This is a genomic window from Bacillus sp. CPT56D-587-MTF (assembly GCF_058792335.1).
The window spans coordinates 4,106,995-4,125,419 of sequence record NZ_JBYTEF010000001.1; the positions used below are offsets into that span (position 1 = coordinate 4,106,995).

An 18,425-nucleotide genomic window follows, 5' to 3' on the forward strand; every position below is an offset into this window, starting at 1 on the left:
CTATTCAAAACATAGCCTCTAAGAAAGGAAGTGAGTGAAAACACTCACTTCCTTATTTCGCCTTTACCCTTGAAACGGGAATATAAATAATTTGCCCCGTATTTAAAAATATATCTTCTGTTTGATTGACACGGTATAAATTTTGTACAGACGTTTCATAACGGTCTGCAATAGATTCAATTGTATCCCCTTCTTGCACGAAATACATTCTTAACTTTGTAAATTCTTCTTCCGGTTCTTTCGTAAATAATTTTGTTAAATAAAGCGCATTTTCATCTCGCTGTGAGTACTCTTCTTCTTGTTCTTCCTGCTTTTTCGCTTTTTCTTTCTTGAAATCTTTTCGTCCGAACAGTTCAAATTGCGGCGTTGTTTCTTGCCCCTCTTCACGCTCCACAAATTCATGTTCCTCTATCTTCTCTTCTTCTAATTCCTGCTCTTTTCTTTCCTCTAATTGGAACGGTTCAAATGCGTAATCTTCCCACTCATCTGATTCCTTATATGCTGGTTCTTCTACATGCGGCGCCGGTCTATTTTCGTCCTCTTGCGCTGAATCTTCTTCTAACTCGGCATACACCGTTTCTTCCTCTTCAGCTTCATCCTCGTTTCTCTCTTCATCACACAAACCGCTAATAGATATATCCGCTAATAATTGTAAGCAACCATTTTCCTTTAATTCATAATCAAATTCCTCAATTGATACATATAGCTCTTCAATTACTTTCACTCGATTTCTCGGAATTGATATTTCAAGCGGAAAGGAATGAACAAGTTCATTAACCCCATCTTCCCTTGTTTCTACATAATCAATTGACTTTGCTGGCGATAGTTCTCTTAATGAATACGCCGAATCATCTTTTCGTGCAACATACTCTCCCGTTAAATCTAATTGCCCTCTCACGATTACTTCATGATCAAGCTCTTCTATCTCAACGTCTGGATCTAACGAAATTGACAAAAGTTCTTCGACTTCCTGTCCCTTTTGGAACCAAACAGATTCTTTTAATGAAAATCGTAACGAATGATCTGTAGCCACTTCTTTTCCCCCTCCCAAACTATATGTCATTACAGATTTATGTGTGGGAAGCTTACTTTATGAATAAAAAAAATCGCCCCCCTTATCGAGAGCGATTTTTCTCTAATACATTATTTTAATTTTGACATTGCAATTTCAGCTGCTGCAATCGTCGCTTCAATATCTGCATCACTATGTGCTGTCGATAAGAATAAACCTTCGAATTGAGATGGTGGTAAGAATACACCTTGTTCTACCATTTCACGATAGTAAGCCGCAAAGAATTCTAAGTTTGAAGATTTTGCTGCATCGTAATTAATAACGGGTTCATCTGTAAAGAAAATACCAATCATAGAGCCTGCACGGTTAATATGATGCGGAATGCCATGTTTTTCAGCTGCTTTACGTAATCCAGCTTCTAACATTTCAGCTTTACGCTCAAATTCTACATATGATTCTGGCGTTAACTGTACTAACGTTTCATAACCTGCCGCCATTGCAAGTGGATTACCTGATAAAGTACCAGCTTGGTAAATCGGTCCGCTTGGCGCAACTTGGCGCATAATTTCCGCTTTACCACCGTATGCTCCTACCGGTAAACCACCACCGATTACTTTACCTAGGCATGTTAAATCAGGCGTTACGCCATAATAACCTTGGCCACAATTATAAGCTACTCGGAACCCTGTCATTACTTCATCAAAAATAAGCAATGCACCGTTTTGTTCTGTTACTTCACGAAGACCTTCTAAAAATCCAGGCTGCGGAGGAACAACCCCCATATTTCCTGCTACTGGTTCTACAATTACACAAGCAATATCATCACCGAATTGTTCAAACGCGTATTTTACGCTTTCTAAATCGTTATAAGCTACTGTAATCGTATTTTTCGCTACACCTTCTGGTACACCAGGACTATCTGGTAAACCTAAAGTCGCCACACCAGAACCAGCTTTAATTAATAACGAATCACCATGACCGTGGTAACAACCAATAAATTTCAAGATTTTATTACGACCTGTATAACCACGAGCTAAACGTAGTGCACTCATTGTTGCTTCCGTTCCAGAGTTAACCATACGCACAATCTCAATTGATGGCACGCGCTCAATAACAAGTTTTGCTAATTTATTTTCAATTTCTGTTGGTGCACCGAAGCTTGTACCTCTTTCAGCAACAGATTTTAACGCTTCTACAACACGATCATTTGCATGACCATGAATTAAAGGACCCCATGATAATACGTAGTCGATGTATTCATTCCCATCGATATCATATACTTTAGAGCCTTTTCCACGCTCCATAAACAACGGATTCATCCCAACAGACTTAAAGGCACGAACCGGGCTATTTACGCCACCAGGCATTAAGTCTTGCGCCTCTTCAAACGCTGCAATTGACTTATCAAACTTTTTCATTATTTAGCGCCTCCTTCTTGTAACCATCTTGCTGCATCTTTTGCATGATACGTAATAATTAAATCTGCCCCTGCACGTTTCATACTAATTAATTTTTCAAGAACAACTTCTTTTTCATTAATCCAACCATTTTCCGCTGCCGCTTTAATCATCGAATATTCACCACTTACATTATAAGCGACAACTGGTAAATTAAAGTTATTTTTCACATCACGAACGATATCTAAGTAAGAAAGAGCTGGTTTTACGATTAAGAAATCTGCACCTTCCATTACATCTGATTCTGCTTCACGGAATGCTTCCATACGGTTTGACGGATCCATTTGATATGTTTTACGGTCACCAAATTGCGGTGCACCGTGCGCAGCATCACGGAATGGTCCATAAAATGCTGATGAATATTTCACAGCGTACGACATAACTGGCACGTGTCCAAAACCATTTTCGTCTAATGCATGACGAATTGCTGTTACGAAGCCGTCCATCATGTTTGATGGCGCAATAATATCCGCTCCTGCTTTCGCTTGACTTACAGCTGTTTTCGCAAGAACTGCAAGAGACTCGTCATTTAAAATAATCCCATCTTCAATTACACCGCAATGACCATGGCTTGTAAATTGACATAAACATGTATCTGCAACTACTACTAGCTCAGGGAAATCACCTTTAATTTGCTGAATAGCACGTTGTACAATTCCATGATCACAATATGCTGATGATCCAACTTCATCCTTTTCAGCAGGTAAACCAAATACAATAACAGAACGAATACCTAAATCAACAACTTCTTGCATTTCAGCTTGCAATAAATCTAAAGACATTTGATATACGCCCGGCATAGAAGGAACTTCATTACGAACATTTTCACCTTCTAATACAAAAATAGGGTAAATAAAATCTTCCGTATGTAAAAACGTTTCACGCACAAGTGCACGCATGCCCCCGCTTTGTCTTAAACGACGATGACGATTAAATTGTAAAGAGTTCATAGATTTCTATCCCCATTCTTTCATTTTATAGATTCACAAACATATTGTAGTAATGCTTCTACAGTGTACTCTTTCGGCACAATAACAGACGGAAAATAAAGACTTGCCTCTTTTTCCGTAATAGGTCCTATACAAGCAATTGTACATTTTTTTGTCCATTCTCTCCAGTTTGTACCCTCAAGTAAACGAACAAAACTAGTAACAGTTGAAGGGCTCGTAAATGTAATAATGTCTACTTTCCCTAACTTCAATGCTGCTATAAGTTCTTGCTTTTTTTCTATATTCACTTTCGTACCGTATACGATTAGCTCATCTAGAGAAACACCAATTTCCCGAAGTGCAACCGGAATTACCTCTCTTGCTAAATTCCCTTTCGGAAATAAAATACGTTCGTTTCCACTTAATTCTTTTAGAAACTCTTCTGCAAATGCTTCTGCAACAAATGAAGTCGGAACAAAATGAACTTGATAGCCCCTTTTTTCTAACTCTAATTTTGTTTTCACACCTACCGCAGCGATTCTAATGGTTAACGGTAGTTTCTTTTTTAGACTATCTAGAAAAAAAGCTACACCATTTCTGCTCGTAAAAATAACCCAGTCGTATGAATGTAGCTGCTCTTCAATATGTTGAATTTGCCTATGAGACATACCTTCCATACGCAAAAGCGGAATTTCCACTGGAATTCCGCTCTTTTCTTTCACTGCTACACTCATTTGTTTCGCTTGATGCTGGGCACGTGTAATCAATACCGTTTTTCCAGCGAGAGCGTTCATATTTATTGTTGCTCCTTATTTGCAGCAAGAATGAGTTCTTTGGCGCCTTGTTTAATTAAACGGTCCGCGGCCTCTAACCCTACTTCCTCAGGGTTAGTACCCACTACTGTCTCTTTTAATAAAACAGAGCCATCCATAGAGCCGACAAGAGCTGTTAATTCGATTGCATCGTTTTCTGTAAGGGTTGCATATCCAGCAATTGGAACTTGGCATCCACCTTCAAGTTTATGAAGAAATACTCGCTCCGCTGCCACTGTTCTTTCTGTTATCGTATCATTAATATGCGCTAACAACTGCAATAAATCCTTATCATCCTCACGACACTCAATCGCTAATGCACCTTGTCCTACAGCAGGTACACATAACGTATCATCTAAATGTTCTGTAATAACATCATTATCCCAGCCCATTCTTTGTAATCCAGCTGTCGCTAAAATAATCGCATCGTAATCTTCTTCTTTTAATTTACGTAAACGTGTATCGATATTCCCGCGAATCCACTTCACTTGTAAATCTGGTCTCGCAGCGAGTAGCTGTGCACTACGTCTTAAACTACTCGTACCTAAAATAGCACCTTCCGCTAACTCTTTAAACGATGCTCCATTTTTTGAGATAAAAGCATCACGAGGGTCAACACGCTTTGGTGTACAGCCAATCATTAAACCTTCTGGAAGTACGGCCGGCATATCTTTCATACTATGTACAGCCATATCGATTTCTTTCGTAAGTAGCGCATGTTCAATCTCTTTCACAAACAAGCCTTTTCCGCCTACTTTTGAAAGAGTAACATCTAAAATAACATCACCTTTTGTGACAATTTCTTTCACTTCAAATTCATATGGTAGACCTAGGGCTTTTAACTGATCAATAAACCAGTTTGTTTGCGTTAATGCTAGTTTACTCTTTCGTGATCCTACAATAATTTTGCGCATAATTCTCTCTCCTCATTATAAATACCAAAAGTGGAAATTGGACAAACTGCTTAATAGAAAAATGTTTACTAGCATTACGAGAAACGATCCGATATTCCACTGTACAATTTTCTTACCTTGCAACACATCTGCCGCTCGTAAATATAAACCTGTGCAATACACAAATAGAACGACAAAAGATCCGATTACTTTCGTATCATACCAATGGAAATTATCCAATTTTGTATATCCCCATATACATCCTAATAAAATTGCTAGTAAGAAAAATGGAACAGAAAATAAATTTAATCCGTAAGACATAGATTCTAGCTTCGGTAAATTCCCTAACCTTCTTAATCTCGCATTCCATTTTTTCTTTTTTAATAGGCGATATTGCAATAAATACATAATAGAAAAAATGAACGATACAGTAAACGTTGCGTAAGAAATAATTGCCATACCGACATGCACGTATACAAGTTCTGAAACTAATTGTTCCGCAAGTACTGGCGACATCTTTCCGAGCGGTGTAAAAATAGAAAAAGCGCTTACGCCAAATGCTACAACATTTGTAAAAAAGACTAAAAAGTCAATTCTCATAAATCGATTAATAACTAACGACATCGTAATCAATAACCAAACATAAAAATAAATCCCTGATAATAAAGTTAAAATAGGATTCGTTTCTGAATCTGTAGCTCTAAGCAACATAAAAATAGACTGCAGGACCCATACAATCGCAAGTAACCAAAAAGCAAATCGGTTCGCCTTTCGGTTACTTTGGAAATAATCTATAAAATATAAACTAATGCTACAAGCATATAAAATAATTGCAATATGATAAATAATACTGTTATTAAAAAAACTCATCCGATCATCCTTCCAAATTATAAAGATGGAACGGATGGTGTCCACACTCTTTTATGTTCTACTTCTTCCGCACGACTCTCTACTTCTTCCGTTTCTAAATCAAAAATCTTTGCAAATAACGCTAATTTTTCGCTCGCTCCCTCTTCAGCAGCTATTTCTTTCGCTACTAAAATTGGGTCTTTTAATAATTGATTAATAATACTTTTCGTATGCTTACTAATAACTTTTTTCTCACGATCACTAAGGTTTGGTATTTTTCGCTCTAGGCTTACCATCGTTTCACTTTGGATTGCAAGTGCCTTATCACGAAGAGCTGATATTAATGGAACAACACCAAGTGTACTTAACCACGTTTTAAATAGAACAATTTCCTCTTCAATCATAAATTGAATTTTCTCTGCCTCTTTCAAACGCTCAGCACGGTTTGCCTCCACTACTCCTTGTAAATCATCAATATCATACAAGAAAGAACCTTCTAGCTCATCAATCGCTGGATCAATATCACGCGGCACTGCAATGTCAACCATAAATAATGGACGACCAGAGCGCATTTTCTCCACCTTTGTCATCATCTCTTTCGTAATGACATACTCAGATGCACCAGTTGAACTAATTAAAATATCTGCTTCTAATAATGCACATTGTAATTCGCTTAACGATTTTGCATGTCCCATATATTTCTCAGCCATTACTTCTGCTTTCGAAAGCGTCCTATTCATAACTGTTACTTTACGAGCACCACTTCCATATAAGTTTTGTAGTGCAAGTTCGCCCATTTTACCAGCACCAAGAATAAGCACATGACAATCTGTTAACTCGCCAAATATTTTCTTTCCAAGCTCAACAGCAGCATAACTAACAGACATTGCACTTTCCCCGATTGTTGTTTCTGAGTGGGCACGTTTTGCTAATGTAATGACTTGCTTAAACAATTCATTAAAAATTGTGCCTGTTGCTTTAACTTGTTGCGCTTCTAAAAAGCTATCTTTTATTTGACCTAAAATCTGCGTTTCTCCGACTACCATTGAATCTAAACCGCACGTTACGCGGAATAAATGATCTATTGCGCCATCTTGTTCAAAAATAGTTAAATATGGCGCGACTTCTTCTATTTCAAGCTGAAACCAATCAGCTAAAAATTTCTTAATATAATACCGTCCCGTGTGTAATTGATCGACAACAGCATAAATCTCAGTGCGATTACAAGTTGACACAATGACATTCTCTAACACGCTCTTTTGATTTTGTAATGTAGTCATCGCTCGCTCTAGTTCTACTGCCTGAAATGTGAGTTTCTCACGAAATTCTACAGGGGCTGTTCGATAATTTACACTAACAACAAGAATATGCACGCAGCATGTCCCCCTTCACCCGTTTTATCACTTTATCTACTATCATAATACAACTTTCCTCTTATGAATCTGACAATCGTGTGAACAACCGATTATTTTTTAATTATTCTCCGTATGTAATAAAGGAGATTCAGTAACACTAATAAAAAAATTTCTACTTTATAATGATTATAAATTAATAACTCTATTTGTACGTTACCAAAAAAAGCCCTCATAATCAAGTGATGGAAACTATTCCATATAAATTATAACATCATCTTCCCTATCTTCTTTCATCATGAAGGAAAATATGTATGATTGTTCCAAAATGTAACAAAGACTTTCTCAATAAAATGTATTTGACATTGCACTTCTTTTTCGTTATATTAGTTTTACAAAATTAAATTGTGAACAACTTAATTAGAAGGGAGTTATTTATGACAGAAGACTCTTTGCATCTAGATAACCAACTTTGTTTTTCTATTTACGCCTGCTCTAGAGAGGTTACTCGTTTTTATCGACCTTATTTAGAAGAAATGGGTATTACGTATCCCCAGTACATTACTTTACTCGTACTATGGGAGCAAGATGGACTAACAGTAAAAGAAATTGGAGAACGTCTATTTTTAGATTCTGGTACGTTAACACCTATGTTAAAACGTATGGAATCATTAAAACTTGTAAAACGTGTTCGTTCCAAAGAAGACGAGCGAAAAGTTTGTATTGAATTAACAGAACAGGGCAAAGATTTAAAGGAAAAGGCTTGTTCATTACCGACAACGATGGCTACAAACTTAGGAATTACAGAGCAAGAATATCGCTCTTTATTAATTCAACTAAATAAACTGATTGACACAATGAAAACAATTAATGATGGAGGGGAATAAATATGGATAAATTATATACTGCTTCAGTAACAGCAACAGGTGGAAGAAATGGGAAAGTAGTTTCAGATGATGGCATATTAAATCTTGATGTAAAAATGCCGAAAGCACTAGGTGGTGCAGGCGGAGAAGCAACAAATCCAGAACAACTATTTGCAGCTGGTTATGCAGCTTGTTTCGATAGTGCATTACAACTTGTCATTCGTACAAAACGTGTGAAAGTAGAAAGTACAGAAGTAACTGCTCACGTTTCTATCGGAAAAGATACAGATGGTGGTTTCGGCCTATCTGCTGTACTTGATGTACATGTGGCTGGCGTTTCACATAGCGAAGCACAAGAACTTGTAGAAGCGGCTCACGGTGTATGTCCTTACTCGAAAGCAACACGAGGAAATATTGAAGTTACATTAAACGTACGCTAAAAAATTTAGCAAAACAAAAACGCGCGACATTCGTCACGCGTTTTTTGTTTTTGTAAATTTATGAATTGCTTTCCACGCTTCTTCTTTTCCAAGTCCTGTTTCAGAAGAGAATAGAACAATTTCATCGCCAATTTCAACAGCAAGCGTTTCTTTTACAACTTTTAAATGCTTTTGCCATTTCCCTTTCGGAATTTTATCGGCTTTCGTCGCAATAATAATTGTTGGGATTTCATAATGCTTTAAGAAATCATACATCATCACGTCATCACTTGTTGGTTGGTGACGTAAATCAACTACTAATACAGCTGCGTCTAATTGTTCACGCGTTGTAAAGTACGTTTCAATCATTTTCCCCCATGCAGCGCGCTCCGATTTAGATACTTTCGCATATCCATAACCTGGAACGTCAACAAAGTGCATCATCTCATTGATTAAGAAAAAGTTCAGCGTTTGCGTTTTTCCTGGTTTAGAAGAAATACGTACTAACTTTTTACGATTTAAAATTTTATTAATAAAGGAAGACTTCCCCACATTTGAACGACCTGCTAATGCAATTTCTGGTAAATCACTGTCTGGATATTGTTCTGGTTTAACAGCACTAATTACAATATCTGCTTTTGTTACTTTCATTGTTTCACTCCTACTAATGCGTGCTCCAATACTTCATCTAAATGAGATGCAAGCACAAACGTAAGGTTTTCTTTTACGCTCTCTGGAATATCATCTAAATCTTTCTCGTTTTCTGCTGGCAAAATAATTTTTGTTAAGCCTGCGCGGTGAGCACTTAATGTTTTTTCTTTTAAACCACCAATTGGTAATACACGACCACGAAGTGTAATTTCACCTGTCATACCGACTTCTTTACTTACAGGAATACCTGTTAGCGCAGAAATAAGTGCCGTTGCCATCGTAATACCTGCTGACGGTCCGTCTTTTGGAACTGCTCCTTCTGGAACGTGAATATGAATATCATTTTTCTCATGGAAATTCGGATCGATCTGAAGCTCTTCTGCACGAGAACGTATATAACTAAACGCAGCTTGTGCTGATTCTTTCATAACATCCCCAAGTTTCCCTGTTAAAATTAGTTTCCCTTTTCCTGGCGCTACAGAAACTTCAATGGCGAGTGTATCGCCGCCTGCTGCTGTGTAAGCTAGACCTGTTGCCATACCAACTTGGTCTGTTTTTTCAGCTTGCCCATAACGGAATATGTGTTTACCAAGTAAATCAACAATCTTTTTCTCTGTCACAACGATACGTTTACGTTCTGCTGTAACGATAATCTTCGCTACTTTACGGCAAACTTTTGCAATTTGGCGCTCTAGCGTACGAACACCAGCCTCACGTGTATAATAACGAATAATCTCAAGCAGCGCTTCATCACGCACTTGTAAATTACCTTTTCGTAAGCCATGTTCTTTTAATTGTTTCGGCAATAAATGCTCACGAGCAATGTGTACTTTTTCAAGTTCTGTATAGCCAGCAATCGAAATGATTTCCATACGGTCAAGTAATGGACCTGGAATACTTGAAAGTGTATTAGCAGTTGCTACAAACATAACTTTTGATAGATCATATGGTTCTTCAATGTAATGATCACTGAAGTTATGGTTTTGTTCTGGATCTAATACTTCAAGTAATGCCGCTGATGGATCTCCACGGAAATCGTTAGACATTTTATCAATCTCATCTAATAAGAAGACTGGATTAACTGTTTTCGCCTTTTTCATACCTTGAATAATGCGTCCTGGCATTGCTCCAACATATGTACGGCGGTGACCACGAATTTCAGATTCATCACGCACACCACCAAGAGATACACGGACGAAGTTACGATTCAATGATGTTGCAATTGAACGCGCTAACGAAGTTTTGCCGACCCCAGGAGGGCCTACTAAACAAAGGATAGGTCCTTTTAATGAATTCGTTAACTTCTGTACAGCTAAATATTCAAGTACACGCTCTTTCACTTTTTCAAGACCGTAATGATCGTTATTTAAAATCTCTTCCGAATGAGCAAGATCAATTATATCTTCTGTTGCCTCTGTCCACGGAAGCGCTAATAACCAATCAATATAATTGCGAATAACACCACTCTCCGCAGAACTTGCTGGTAACTTTTCATAACGATCTAATTCTTTCAGCGCAGCCTTCATTGTTTCTTCCGGCATTCCTGACTGTTCAATTTTCTCACGAAGTTCTTCTACTTCTCCGCCCTTGCCTTCTTTGTCGCCAAGTTCAGTTTGAATCGCCTTCATTTGCTCACGTAAGAAATATTCTTTTTGCGTGCGCTCCATGGAACGTTTCACTTTTTGCCCAATTTTCTTTTCTAGGCTAAGTAACTCTTGTTCATCTTGAATAATTGAAATAAGTGTTTGTAATCGTTCTTTTACAGATACAATCTCTAGAATCTCTTGTTTCTGCTTCGTTTTAATCGGCAAGTGAGAAGCAATTAGATCAGCTAATCTCCCTGGTTCTTCCACATCAGCTACCGTTGCAAATGTTTCATTTGAAACTTTTTTCGAAACTTTAATATATTGTTCGAAATGCTCCAGTAACGTACGCATAAGAGCTTTCTCTTCTAAATCATTTTCTACTTCTTCAGTTACCGTTTTAATCGACACTTGTACTACATTTTCTTCTTCGATAAACTCTATTACTTCTGCTCTATGTAAACCTTCCACAAGGACACGAAGCGTACCGTTCGGCAATTTTAACATTTGCTTCACTTTCGCCACCGTACCTACACTATATATGTCATCTTCTTTCGGATCATCGATATTCATTTCTTTTTGCATTGCTAAAAAGATGATATTTTCATCCATTGCCGCCTGCTCTAGTGCTTGTATCGATTTATCACGTCCTACATCAAGATGCAAAACCATCGTTGGATATACGAGAACGCCTCTTAATGGTAGGAGGGGCACGATTCTTTCGTTCGTATTCATACTAGACATAGCACCTCCATAATAAATTAAACTCCTGTTCAACTATTTTATATTACAATACACCTAGATGCAATTGCTGAGATTCCGCGCAATTGTAAATAGCTTGTTTTTCTACCTCACGAAAAGAAAAAAGACTCCGATTAAGCATACAAACTTAAACGAAGTCTGGCAAATTTTATTATTGTTTATTTTTACATAGATTGTGCATCAGTTTCGTCTACCTTAGTATGTACATCTAGCTCTCTATGCATATTTTCTTGCATAAACGTTAACTCAAATACTTCTTTTAACTTACGGACAGGAATAATTTCAATTCCCTTGATCGTATACAAAAATGGTTGCATATTTTCAGCAGGAATAATGACTTTCTTAGCTCCCGCTTTTTTCGCAGCTTTTATTTTTGCGTATACGCCACCAATAGGCTTTACTTCTCCGTGTATACTTATTTCCCCTGTCATCGCTACTTCATTATTTACATATGTGCGGTGTACCGCAGAATATACACCTGTTGCCATAGCGATTCCTGCAGAAGGGCCATCAATCGGGATACCACCTGGAAAATTAATATGTATATCATATCCTTCTGGCAACACATCTAAAGAACGAAGTACTGTTAATACATTATCAACAGAGCCTTTCGCCATACTTTTACGACGAATCGATTTCGTTTGACTACCAATACTTTCTTCTTCCACAATTCCGGTAACATTTACCGATCCTTTATCTTTCGCCTTGATTGCTGTTACTTCAATTTCTAATAACGCACCTGTATTTGGTCCGTATACAGCAAGACCATTTACAAGACCAATCCTTGGAATCGGATAAATGCGCTTTTCATATTTCGGTGTAAGCTGACTTGAGTGAACAACCCACTCTATATCTTCATCCTTAATGAAAGAACGTTCTTCATTTATCGCCATACCAGCAGAGATTTGCACGAGATTAATCGCTTCTCGTCCATTCCTTGCATACATCCCGATCATTTCAATACCATTTTCACCTATTTGCATTTCCACTTTTTCCGCGGCATTTTTCGCTACTTTTTGAATTTCTTCCGTATCTAATTCACGGAAAAATACTTCTAAGCAACGTGACCGAATAGCAGGAGGAATTTCCTCTGGCGAACGTGTCGTTGCTCCAACTAAGCGAAAATCTGCCGGTAAGCCTTTTTGGAAAATATCATGTATATATGTTGGGATCATCGTATTTTCTTCACTATAGTACGCACTTTCTAAAAATACTTTTCGATCTTCTAACACCTTTAACATTTTGTTCATTTGAATCGGATGGAGCTCGCCAATCTCATCAATAAACAAAATACCACCATGTGCATCTGTTACAGCACCTTTTTTCGGTTGCGGAATACCTGCTTGCCCCATCGCCCCAGCACCTTGATAAATCGGATCATGCACCGAACCTATTAAAGGGTCTGCGATACCACGTTCATCAAACCGAGCTGTTGTCGCATCAAGTTCAATAAATGTTGCATTCGTACGAAATGGAGATTTAGGATTTCGTTTCGCTTCTTCTAATACAAGACGTGCTGCCGCTGTTTTCCCAACACCTGGCGGGCCATATATGATTACATGTTGCGGATTCGGACCACAAAGAGCCGCTTTTAACGACTTAATTCCGTCCTCTTGCCCTACAATATCTAAAAAGGTTGTAGGACGCACCTTTTCTGCTAGCGGCTCTGTTAAAGAAATCTCACGCATTTTACGAAGCTGTTCTAATTCTTTTTTCGATTCTCGATCAATTGAAACTTTTTGTGTTCGTTGATTTCGAAGTAAATGCCAGAAATACAATCCGACAATTACACCAAAAACAAGTTGAACAACTAAAAATATATTTGTCCAGCTCATTATTTATTTCCTCCCGCAATATTTTATCTCTTAGTATTTCCGCGGAGGAACGTAGCTAAACATAAAGAAAAACAGCAATTATAAAAATTGCTGTTTCCCTTTCGCATTATGCAGATGTTTTTGTATCAAGTACAGTACCGTCTTGTAACACCAATTTTGGCGGCTCATTATCAGCTACTGTTTCTTTTGTAAGAATACACTTCTCGATATCTTTACGAGATGGAAGTTCGAACATTACATCAAGCATTAAGCCTTCAATAATAGAACGAAGTCCACGAGCACCCGTTTTACGTTCAATTGCTTTTTTCGCAATTTCGATTAGTGCACCTTCTTCAAACTCTAACTCAACATCGTCAAGCTCCAATAATTTTTGGAATTGCTTAACAAGTGCATTTTTCGGTTTCGTTAAAATATCAACAAGAGCATCTTCATCAAGTGGCTCTAGGTTCGCAATAACTGGAAGACGACCGATAAACTCTGGAATTAAACCAAATCTTAAAAGATCCTCTGGTAATACGTGAGATAAAACATGCTTCTCATTCACATCAGCATTTTTCTTCTCAGAACCAAATCCAATTACTTTTTCACCAAGGCGACGTTTAATAATCGGCTCAATGCCATCAAACGCTCCACCACAAATGAATAAGATGTTCGTTGTATCAATTTGAATAAACTCTTGGTGCGGATGCTTACGACCACCTTGAGGTGGAACGCTTGCTACAGTACCTTCTAAAATTTTCAGAAGTGCCTGCTGCACACCTTCACCAGATACATCACGTGTAATTGATGGATTTTCGGACTTACGTGCCACTTTATCAATCTCATCAATATAAATAATTCCTTTTTCCGCTTTCTCTACATCATAATCAGCTGCTTGAATTAATTTTAGTAAGATATTTTCTACATCTTCCCCAACATATCCAGCTTCTGTTAAAGATGTTGCGTCCGCGATTGCAAATGGAACATTTAAAATACGCGCTAAAGTTTGTGCCAGTAATGTTTTACCACTACCTGTTGGCCCGATAAGTGCGATATTACTCTTCGCTAATTCTACATCATCAATTTTGCTGTTAGAATTAATGCGTTTGTAATGGTTATATACCGCTACCGCTAGTGCTTTTTTCGCGCTATCTTGCCCGATGACATACTCATCTAAGATTTCACGAATTTCTACCGGTTTCGGTACATCTTTGAATTCTACTTCTTCGTCCTTCGCAAGCTCCTCTTGTACAATTTCAGTACAAAGTTCGATACACTCGTCACAAATGTAAACACCTGGACCTGCCACTAACTTTCGAACTTGCGTTTGTGTTTTACCACAGAAAGAACATTTTAATTGCCCTTTTTCATCATTAAATTTAAACATATTTTCACACCCCTTACAAAGTGCTAACCTCTTGCCTTCGTATGTACACGATAAATGTATCGTATGTAAATACATATTATGTCACTACGTGGCGAGAAATACAAATAATATGACTAGTTATGTACAAATAAAAAATTTTTAAAACTTTTGAAATATGTATATTCGACTTGTAAAGGAACTTTTCCTTCTCCATCGAAAAGTTTTATAAATATATTTCTATATTTATAAAACAAGGCACGATTTTAATCGTGCCTTGTTATTTTATTATGCAGCGTTTTCTACTAAGAAGTCTACAGCTTTACGCACTTTAAGATCTTCAGCTAAAGCGTCTACGCTTCCAAGAGCTTGCTTGATAGCGTCTACTGGCATACCGTACATTTCAGCCATTTTTTCAACTTCTGCAGTTACTTCTTCTTCAGTAACTTCGATGTTTTCAGCTTCAATGATAGCTTCAAGAACAAGATTGATTCTTACACGTTTTTGTGCATCTTCTTTCATTTGCTCTTTTAATTTGTCAGCATCAGTACCTGTGAATTGGTAGTAAAGCTCAAGGTTCATACCTTGTTGGCTTAAACGTTGCTCGAATTCACGAACCATACGATCTAACTCAGTGTTGATCATAGCTTCTGGAATTTCGATTTCAGCGTTAGCAGCAGCTAATTCTACTACTTCGTCACGTACTTTGTGCTCAGCTTCGTGCTTTTTGCCTTCTTCTAAGTTTGTGCGAAGTTTTGCTTTTAATTCATCAAGAGTTGCAACCGCTTCGTCTGCTTCTTTAGCGAACTCGTCGTTTAACTCAGGAAGTTCTTTTGTTTTGATTTCGTGAATTGTTACTTTGAATGTTGCTGGTTTGCCAGCTAATTCAGCAGCATGGTACTCTTCTGGGAATGATACTTCAACGTCTTTAGACTCACCAGATTTAAGACCGATTACTTGCTCTTCGAAACCTGGGATGAATGTACCAGAACCGATTGCTAGAGAGTAGTTTTCGCCTTTTCCGCCTTCAAATGCTTCGCCATCAACGAAACCTTCGAAGTCGATTACAGCTGTATCACCGTTTTCAACAGTTCCTTCTTCTTTAACAACTAGTTCAGCTTGACGTTCTTGTAAAGATTTTAATTCGTTCTCTACATCTTCGTCAGTTACAGTTGTTTCAACTTTTTCTACTGCTAAACCTTTGTACTCACCTAATTTAACTTCAGGTTTCACTGTAACTTTTGCAGTGAAGATAAGGTTAGCATTTTTTTCGAACTTCTCGATGTCGATTTCAGGATGATCAACTGGGAAGATACCAGCTTCTTCAATCGCTTCACCGTATGCTTTTGGTAAAATGATATCTAAAGCATCTTGGTATAAAGATTCAATACCAAAGCGTTGTTCGAATAATGGACGAGGCATTTTTCCTTTACGGAAACCTGGTACGTTAATTGTTTTTACTACTTTTTTGAACGCAGCGTCGATAGAGTTGTTTACTTCTTTAGCATCAACTTCGATTGTTAAAACGCCAACGTTACCTTCTAATTTTTCCCATTTTGTAGACATTTATTCTTTCCCTCCAACTATAATAATGTATGCACATACCTCTATAGATTAAGATCTTCATTATCTCTTTTTTGAAATAACAAATACACAAATAATCCTCTAGCAAAAGCTTTCAGATATAATGTTCCAATCTACTAATTGCCCAGAAGACAACTACGGTATATTTTGTTCGAGAATAATATGAAACATATTAAGTAAGAGAATTACACTTCTCTTCTCTTACAAACAGGCAGTTTTCTGCCTTTTGCAACCCTTACATTATAACATAGAATATGCTCGTTTCAAGAACTGAACGATTCTTTTTCATAATTATACGGGCAAATATCCTTCTCTTTCAACACGTAATAACCATTGATAGGCAATATGAAACTCTTCCAATTCGATATTGTATGCTGCCATAAGCTCTTCTTCATCAATAGCCAATCCGAAACGCTTTCTTCCAATTCTCTCTAAAACAGCTGACCAAATCTCTTCTTTATCCATTAATAGAGCAAATGGGAAAACGCTAATTTGCAATTCTTTCCAATATGTAACCATTGCTTCAAATATATCGGGATAATTTTGCTCTAATCGACTTGATAATTTATGTATAATGTTATTGGATTGCTCCTCATTATGACCTGTAAATGCTGGAATTACCTTAATCGTATTCCCAAACTTTTCTACCTCTATTTCCTCTTCTACCTGACTTTCTATCATTTTATACAAAATAGAAGTTTTCAAATAGGGGTGTTGCTCTTCTTCTATTAAAAATTTCTTTAAAACAGGTAATGCAAGATCTAAGTCTTTTAACGAAAGTCGCTGAATCGCTCTTAGCTTCTGTCCAAAGTTTTCTCCAAAAATTTCATTAGTAAACTCATCCAACTCAAAATTTGAATCGACTAGCGATGCATCTCCCTCATTGAGCATACCTTCTGCAAATAAAGCAAGTTGCGCTAATTTTTCCTTTTGATCAGGCATTATATCTTTCGTTTGTAAAACCTTTTCAACAGTTTCAATAACACCTTCATAATCATTTGTTTGAACTAAAATAGTCACGTACGTTTCAAGAATATCACCAAATAAGACAACTCCTGTTTTAAGCAACTGTTCACATTTGTCTTTCGCTTCTTCCATACGTTTTAATTCGAGTAAACAAATAACTGAAGCTAATTCCGTTTGTTCCGTTTCCGCATTATACTGACGTAATATTTCAAAGCAGCGCAATGCATCTTCGAACTTCCGCTCTTTCAGCGCTAAAAAACCTTCATCAATATAGCGCTCTGATAGTTGTGGAAACAATACGACCGTATTTTCTTTTTTATCCATACGTCCGCCTCTTTTTCTTGATTTTAATTATGTTCAAAGTAAATATATCAAATGCGTAATGAGAACACAACATCCCAAAACTATTTGTTTGAAATATAAAAATATTTAATTTTTACATTCCAATACGAATAAATCTCTACTAAAAATTAAAATTGTACAAATAAAAATCCCCAGCAACAAGCGCAGAGGATTCATCATTAATGGAAAGCTTTTATAATTGTGGGGTATATTACAAGGGTAATAATTTGGAGAACAATAATTGCCATAACAATCATGCTAAAATAGAAGATTGGTTTACTTCGCTTCATTAAAAACATAATAATAAGCATCGTACAAGCAAACAAACTTAAGAAGAACAAACTTGTTGTCGAACTAAGTATACCACTTGGGACAAAGAACAATAACACTACACTACAAGTACCTATAATTCCAAATAACCATTCCATTCATTCACTCATTCCCTTTCCCTCTCATGGCTGTTTTCTCTAAGCAATCAAATGTTTCACAACATCAACTACATACGTTAATTTCTCATATGCTACAAATCCAAAAGCAACCGTTAAGCCCGTTACAACTAATCCTTTCATCATTTCTGCCTCCTCGTTTTATCGTTGTTATCTTCATTATAAAAGATTAGCAATTTGTTACCATCGAACTACCTTACAGTTACCTTACAGAATTGTAAGATTTCAAAAGAGGATAGAAAAACACCTCACATAGCTTGAGGTGCTTTCACGGAATTTCTCTATAATCACTTGCAAAATTAACTTTTTTCTCTTGGTTATTTTT

Annotated in this window: 16 protein-coding genes; 2 read left to right on the top strand and 14 right to left on the bottom strand. The window is 37.1% G+C overall.

Annotated features, from left to right (window positions below; all coding sequences use genetic code 11):
- Positions 1 to 52: 52 nt before the first annotated feature.
- The 7 genes from spoVID to hemA all read right to left on the bottom strand — a co-directional run bounded on the left by spoVID (position 53) and on the right by hemA (position 7,325).
- A complete protein-coding gene (gene spoVID, locus AC3WVZ_RS21170; RefSeq protein ID WP_233935359.1) occupies positions 53 to 1,063 on the bottom strand; it encodes a stage VI sporulation protein D in 1,011 nt (336 codons plus the stop codon).
- An 80-nt stretch (positions 1,064 to 1,143) separates the two neighbouring features.
- Positions 1,144 to 2,430 (bottom strand): glutamate-1-semialdehyde 2,1-aminomutase, encoded by a 1,287-nt coding sequence (hemL, locus tag AC3WVZ_RS21175; RefSeq protein WP_000712942.1) that lies wholly within the window; start codon positions 2,428 to 2,430, stop codon positions 1,144 to 1,146.
- Positions 2,430 to 3,419, bottom strand: coding sequence for a porphobilinogen synthase (gene hemB, locus AC3WVZ_RS21180; RefSeq protein WP_233935360.1), 990 nt, complete (start codon positions 3,417 to 3,419; stop codon positions 2,430 to 2,432). Before hemB ends, hemL begins: the two co-directional genes overlap by 1 nt.
- Positions 3,420 to 3,439: 20 nt before the next feature.
- Positions 3,440 to 4,192: a uroporphyrinogen-III synthase gene (hemD, locus tag AC3WVZ_RS21185; protein WP_233935362.1), complete on the bottom strand. Its 753-nt coding sequence runs from the start codon at positions 4,190 to 4,192 to the stop codon at positions 3,440 to 3,442.
- A gap of 2 nt (positions 4,193 to 4,194) precedes the next feature.
- Complete coding sequence (gene hemC / locus AC3WVZ_RS21190; RefSeq protein WP_001226407.1) at positions 4,195 to 5,124, bottom strand: hydroxymethylbilane synthase; 930 nt, start codon at positions 5,122 to 5,124, stop codon at positions 4,195 to 4,197.
- A gap of 15 nt (positions 5,125 to 5,139) precedes the next feature.
- On the bottom strand, positions 5,140 to 5,973 hold the full coding sequence (locus AC3WVZ_RS21195) for a cytochrome c biogenesis protein (RefSeq protein ID WP_000007721.1): 834 nt from the start codon (positions 5,971 to 5,973) through the stop codon (positions 5,140 to 5,142).
- Between the two features lie 17 nt (positions 5,974 to 5,990).
- The gene (gene hemA / locus AC3WVZ_RS21200; RefSeq protein ID WP_233935363.1) at positions 5,991 to 7,325 is read right to left on the bottom strand and encodes a glutamyl-tRNA reductase; all 1,335 of its coding nucleotides are present in this window, start codon (positions 7,323 to 7,325) and stop codon (positions 5,991 to 5,993) included.
- A 416-nt stretch (positions 7,326 to 7,741) separates the two neighbouring features.
- On the opposite strand from hemA, the gene AC3WVZ_RS21205 reads away from it, so the two are divergent.
- A complete protein-coding gene (locus AC3WVZ_RS21205; protein ID WP_233935365.1) occupies positions 7,742 to 8,191 on the top strand; it encodes a MarR family winged helix-turn-helix transcriptional regulator in 450 nt (149 codons plus the stop codon).
- A gap of 2 nt (positions 8,192 to 8,193) precedes the next feature.
- Positions 8,194 to 8,610, top strand: a complete 417-nt coding sequence (locus AC3WVZ_RS21210; RefSeq protein ID WP_000359781.1) for an organic hydroperoxide resistance protein — start codon at positions 8,194 to 8,196, stop codon at positions 8,608 to 8,610.
- A 33-nt stretch (positions 8,611 to 8,643) separates the two neighbouring features.
- Here the strand turns inward: AC3WVZ_RS21210 and ysxC are convergent, their stop codons facing one another.
- From ysxC to AC3WVZ_RS21245, 7 genes are all read right to left on the bottom strand, one after another.
- Entirely contained in the window at positions 8,644 to 9,240 is a 597-nt protein-coding gene (gene ysxC / locus AC3WVZ_RS21215) for a ribosome biogenesis GTP-binding protein YsxC (RefSeq protein ID WP_000869116.1), read from the bottom strand.
- Positions 9,237 to 11,567 (bottom strand): endopeptidase La, encoded by a 2,331-nt coding sequence (gene lon, locus AC3WVZ_RS21220; protein ID WP_233935366.1) that lies wholly within the window; start codon positions 11,565 to 11,567, stop codon positions 9,237 to 9,239. The genes ysxC and lon overlap by 4 nt, the downstream gene beginning before the upstream one ends.
- 182 nt (positions 11,568 to 11,749) lie before the next feature.
- Complete coding sequence (lonB, locus tag AC3WVZ_RS21225; RefSeq protein WP_000119176.1) at positions 11,750 to 13,420, bottom strand: ATP-dependent protease LonB; 1,671 nt, start codon at positions 13,418 to 13,420, stop codon at positions 11,750 to 11,752.
- 106 nt (positions 13,421 to 13,526) lie between these two features.
- Positions 13,527 to 14,786 (bottom strand): ATP-dependent protease ATP-binding subunit ClpX, encoded by a 1,260-nt coding sequence (gene clpX, locus AC3WVZ_RS21230; protein ID WP_000472289.1) that lies wholly within the window; start codon positions 14,784 to 14,786, stop codon positions 13,527 to 13,529.
- A 264-nt stretch (positions 14,787 to 15,050) separates the two neighbouring features.
- The gene (gene tig, locus AC3WVZ_RS21235; protein WP_000105215.1) at positions 15,051 to 16,328 is read right to left on the bottom strand and encodes a trigger factor; all 1,278 of its coding nucleotides are present in this window, start codon (positions 16,326 to 16,328) and stop codon (positions 15,051 to 15,053) included.
- Between the two features lie 309 nt (positions 16,329 to 16,637).
- Positions 16,638 to 17,636: a hypothetical protein gene (locus AC3WVZ_RS21240; protein WP_000358277.1), complete on the bottom strand. Its 999-nt coding sequence runs from the start codon at positions 17,634 to 17,636 to the stop codon at positions 16,638 to 16,640.
- A 197-nt stretch (positions 17,637 to 17,833) separates the two neighbouring features.
- Positions 17,834 to 18,082 carry a hypothetical protein gene (locus tag AC3WVZ_RS21245; RefSeq protein ID WP_001983650.1) on the bottom strand — a complete coding sequence of 83 codons (249 nt, stop codon included), beginning with the start codon at positions 18,080 to 18,082 and terminating at the stop codon, positions 17,834 to 17,836.
- Between the last annotated feature and the right edge of the window lie 343 nt (positions 18,083 to 18,425).

What these genes read in the sequence shown, in the direction of transcription:
- spoVID (WP_233935359.1), bottom strand. Translation starts at nt 1,063, where the DNA reads ATGACATATAGTTTGGGAGGGGGAAAAGAAGTGGCTACAGATCATTCG.
- hemC (WP_001226407.1), bottom strand. Translation starts at nt 5,124, where the DNA reads ATGCGCAAAATTATTGTAGGATCACGAAAGAGTAAACTAGCATTAACG.
- AC3WVZ_RS21195 (WP_000007721.1), bottom strand. Translation starts at nt 5,973, where the DNA reads ATGAGTTTTTTTAATAACAGTATTATTTATCATATTGCAATTATTTTA.
- tig (WP_000105215.1), bottom strand. Translation starts at nt 16,328, where the DNA reads ATGTCTACAAAATGGGAAAAATTAGAAGGTAACGTTGGCGTTTTAACA.
- AC3WVZ_RS21205 (WP_233935365.1), top strand. Translation starts at nt 7,742, where the DNA reads ATGACAGAAGACTCTTTGCATCTAGATAACCAACTTTGTTTTTCTATT.
- lon (WP_233935366.1), bottom strand. Translation starts at nt 11,567, where the DNA reads ATGTCTAGTATGAATACGAACGAAAGAATCGTGCCCCTCCTACCATTA.
- clpX (WP_000472289.1), bottom strand. Translation starts at nt 14,786, where the DNA reads ATGTTTAAATTTAATGATGAAAAAGGGCAATTAAAATGTTCTTTCTGT.
- hemL (WP_000712942.1), bottom strand. Translation starts at nt 2,430, where the DNA reads ATGAAAAAGTTTGATAAGTCAATTGCAGCGTTTGAAGAGGCGCAAGAC.
- hemD (WP_233935362.1), bottom strand. Translation starts at nt 4,192, where the DNA reads ATGAACGCTCTCGCTGGAAAAACGGTATTGATTACACGTGCCCAGCAT.
- AC3WVZ_RS21210 (WP_000359781.1), top strand. Translation starts at nt 8,194, where the DNA reads ATGGATAAATTATATACTGCTTCAGTAACAGCAACAGGTGGAAGAAAT.
- AC3WVZ_RS21245 (WP_001983650.1), bottom strand. Translation starts at nt 18,082, where the DNA reads ATGGAATGGTTATTTGGAATTATAGGTACTTGTAGTGTAGTGTTATTG.
- ysxC (WP_000869116.1), bottom strand. Translation starts at nt 9,240, where the DNA reads ATGAAAGTAACAAAAGCAGATATTGTAATTAGTGCTGTTAAACCAGAA.
- lonB (WP_000119176.1), bottom strand. Translation starts at nt 13,420, where the DNA reads ATGAGCTGGACAAATATATTTTTAGTTGTTCAACTTGTTTTTGGTGTA.
- AC3WVZ_RS21240 (WP_000358277.1), bottom strand. Translation starts at nt 17,636, where the DNA reads ATGGATAAAAAAGAAAATACGGTCGTATTGTTTCCACAACTATCAGAG.
- hemB (WP_233935360.1), bottom strand. Translation starts at nt 3,419, where the DNA reads ATGAACTCTTTACAATTTAATCGTCATCGTCGTTTAAGACAAAGCGGG.